The sequence below is a fragment of the Sphingopyxis sp. genome, from assembly GCF_035250425.1.
GTDB lineage: Bacteria > Pseudomonadota > Alphaproteobacteria > Sphingomonadales > Sphingomonadaceae > Sphingopyxis.
In genome coordinates this window covers 1-3,464 of record NZ_DATFFD010000046.1, presented here as the reverse complement: position 1 = coordinate 3,464, position 3,464 = coordinate 1, and the positions used below count along the sequence as shown (strand labels likewise).

General features: G+C 65.5%; 4 protein-coding genes. All 4 read right to left on the bottom strand.

Going from position 1 to position 3,464, the window contains the following annotated elements:
* Positions 1–793: TonB-dependent receptor (locus tag VJ811_RS03105; protein ID WP_324070819.1), on the bottom strand; the 793-nt coding region annotated here is incomplete at its 3' end.
* Positions 790–1,434: a maleylacetoacetate isomerase gene (gene maiA / locus VJ811_RS03100; RefSeq protein ID WP_324070817.1), complete on the bottom strand. Its 645-nt coding sequence runs from the start codon at positions 1,432–1,434 to the stop codon at positions 790–792. The genes VJ811_RS03105 and maiA, both read right to left, overlap by 4 nt.
* Before the next feature lie 8 nt (positions 1,435–1,442).
* Entirely contained in the window at positions 1,443–2,471 is a 1,029-nt protein-coding gene (locus VJ811_RS03095) for an SO2930 family diheme c-type cytochrome (protein WP_324070816.1), read from the bottom strand.
* A partial coding sequence (locus VJ811_RS03090) for a parallel beta-helix domain-containing protein (RefSeq protein ID WP_324070815.1) occupies positions 2,468–3,464 on the bottom strand: 997 nt, incomplete at its 5' end. The genes VJ811_RS03090 and VJ811_RS03095, both read right to left, overlap by 4 nt.

Sequence of the window (3,464 nt, the reverse complement as noted above, 5' to 3'; positions counted from 1 at the left end):
GCCGGTCCGAAAAGCCGCGCAGCGCGGCTTCGATTCGGCTGTCGTCACCGGCGTCGAAACGAAGACGCAGGCCAAGCCCGCCCTGTTCATAGGGCGCGGCACGGTCGGCCGCGCCGCGCTGGCCCTGCGCGACGGGGATGAACCCGTCGCCCCGGCTGTAGCGGCCGTCAACGGCGACCTGCCCGTTGCCGAGCTTGGCCCCAACCGACGCGGAAGCGTCCCATCCGTCGCGGCTGCCATAGGCAAGGCTCGCCTCGACGCCGTCGGTCATTTTCGAATAGAGACCGACCGTCCCCGCGAGCGCGCCCGGACCATCGACCCCGCTGCCGCCGCCGCGCGTGACGATGATGCCGCCGAGGTTGATCGCATCATAAGCGCTCCACGCGACCCAGCCGCCGAAGGGATCGGCCTGCGGCACCCCGTCGAGCGTGACGAGCGCGCGCGCCGACGCATTGCCGCCGAGCCCGCGCAGCGTGATGCCCTGACTCGTCGGATGCGCCGAACGGCCGTCGGATCGGCGAAATTGGACAATGCCCGCCTCGTCGCGCAGACGGTTTTCGACCCGCAAGCCGAGGCCGGGGTCGGGATAGGGAATCACGCTCGAAGCCTGAACCCCGTCGCTGTCGGACCGCCGGAGCTGACCGCTGCCATTCACGATGATGATGTCGGCCGGGATGCGCCGGCCAACCCAGGCACAGCAGCCGCCGTCAACTTCCTCCTCGACCTGTGCATCCTGCGCCATCGCCGCCGCCGGCAGCGCCAGCGCGGCCACCCCCGTCAGAAGCCGGATCACGCGGGTTTGACCGCGTCGGGGTGGGCCTTCTGAAACGCTTCGAGCTCCATGCACGCGGCGTCGATCTCGATCAGCCGCGGGAAGGCGTCGAGCGGCACCTCGAAGCGCCGCGCGTTGTAGATTTGCGGAACCAGACAACAGTCGGCGATCCCCGGCGTGTCGCCGCCGAGATATTTGCCCTCCCCCGCCATCGCCTCGAGCGCCTCGAACCCCTGCGTGATCCACGTCGCGATCCAGCGGTCCTTGGTCTGTTCGTTGAGTCCCAAATCGCGCTTCAGATATTTGAGCACGCGCAGATTGTTGAGCGGGTGGATGTCGCTCGCGATCACCTGCGCCCGCGCCAGCGCGACCGCGCGCGGCATCGCCTCTTCGGGGATCAGCCGGGGTTCGGGAAAGGCACGGTCGAGCCAGTCGATGATCGCCATGCTCTGGATGATCGGCTCGCCATCGACGACGAGCATCGGCACGAAGCCCTGCGCGTTGAGTTCGAGATAGGCGTCGCTGCGCTGCTCGCCCGCGATCAGGCTGATCTCGACGCGCTCATAATCGAGCCCCTTCAGGTTCATCGCGATGCGGACGCGAAAGCTGGCCGAGGAGCGGAAATAGTCGTGGAGGACGAGCTGGGGCGCTTGGTGTGTCATGGCGCCGTTTAATGCGATGCTTTCGGCATCTCCGCAATCCATTGCCGCAGCAGCGCCGCGCCTTCCTTGTGTACCGTCGACCGCCCGACCTCGGGCATCGCGATGCCGGGGTCGGTGCTTTCGAGGCGATAGATCAGGAAACTGTGGTCGGGGTCGCCGGGTGCGATCGCGAAATCCATGCCGCCGCTGCCGCGCCCCGCCGCGGTCGGCCGCTTGCCGATGCCGAAATTGACCCCGGTCGGATCGTCGGTCCAACGCAGGAACAACCCGCTGTTCGACGCGCTGCCCGCGGGATTGTGGCAGTGCGCGCAATTGACATCGAGATAAGCGCGCGCGCGGGTGGCGACGCTGCCGCTCTTTGGATCGTCCCACTGCGGCATCGGGTTGATATAGGGCGCGATCAGCGTGATCGCGCTGGCAAGGTCAGCGTCGCGCTTGCTGTCTTCGAACACGATATTCCCGACCTTGGGTCCGATCGGTACGATTTCGCCGTTCAGGCTGTGGCATTCCTTGCACTGGTTGCGGTTGGGCACCGCGTAACGGATCGCGTACGTCTCTCCATCAGGGCTCTTGAAGGTCACGGGCACGCGGCGCCCGCCGAGCGCTAGCGTCGCATCCTTTCCATCGGCATCCCAGATATAGGGAAAGGCGACCCAGCCGGACACACGGCGGATCAGCAGGCGAGTCTCCACCGGACGCCCACCATTGACGTCGGGCCAGCCAAAACTTTTGACCAGTACGGTCCCGACCGGAAATTCGAGACGGCCGCCATTGCGGATCGGCATCAATTCTCCGGGCGGAAGCCAGATCGCGCGTTGCTTTTCGGTATAGTCGCTGAACAATGGCGTGTGCAGACTGTATCGCCGCAGGTCGGGCAGCAGTTCACTCGTACCCGCGCGAAACAAGCCGAACGCCGACAGTTTTGGCGGCACGCTGTCACCGTCAATCAATGTCTGGTCGACCGTTTGCGGCGGAAGCGCCGCCCCGCCGCTCGCACATAGCAGCGCCGCTCCAACCGCGGCAAATATGCGTTTCACCGGACCTTCGCCTCCATGCTTTCGGGCAGCTTGATCGCCGGCAGCACCGCGGGCGGCGTGCCCCTCGACAGGTCGGCGGGCGACGGCTTCGCCTCGCTCTGCGGCGTCTTCACATCGGGCAGGTTCAGCGACAATATGCCCACCTTGTCGAGCACAATCGCGTCGCCCGCGCCGTCCCACAATATCGGCGGAATGCTGCCGCCCATCGCCGCCGCGATCATGTCGCCGCCGGCGAACTTGGGCGCATAGCCCGCCTTGCCATGCTGGTTGCCGCGCACGACGATCGCGCGGGGCAGCGGCTGATATTTCGGGTCCTTATGCTCGTAGCGATAGCCGACGATCATCACATTGGCGGTGCCGTTCTGGTCGAACACATTGTCGAAAATCTCGACATTGCGGTTCGCCATGATCAGCACGCCGGTGCCGGTCGGCACGCTCGCGACGATATTGCCCTTGGGCGCGAAATTGGGCGTGCTGTTATCGTTCACGATATTTTCGAAGACGCGGACATTGTGCCCACCCTGCATCGGCAGGCTGGGCAGGTCGAACACCAGGATGCCGCCGGTGTTCTTCGTCGCGACATTGTCGTGGACGTCGGCGTCATAGCTGTTCTCGATCTCGATCCCTGCGACATTTTCGGTCGCGACCGAATCGCGGACGACGATATTCTTCGACTGGCCCACATAGATGCCCGCGTCCGACGCGCCGCGAACATAGACGCTGTCGATCAGCACGTCGGTGCTTTCGACCGGATAGATGCCGTAGGCGCCGTTGGTTTCCTTGGGCCCCGCGGTCCATTCGACGCGAAGCTGGTGATAGACGATGCGGTCGGCGCCCTTCGACTTGATTCCGTCGCCTTTGGTGTTGAGCACCGCGAATTGGGTCAGGAACACATCGTCCGAGGTGACGAGCAGCCCCTCGCCCGCGCCCTGCTGCCCGGCAAAGTCGAGGATCGATCCGCCCTCGCCCGCCCCTGCACCGCGCACGGTCACG

Excerpts from the sequence above, each read along its gene's own strand:
- maiA (WP_324070817.1), bottom strand. The coding sequence starts at position 1,434 with ATGACACACCAAGCGCCCCAGCTCGTCCTCCACGACTATTTCCGCTCC.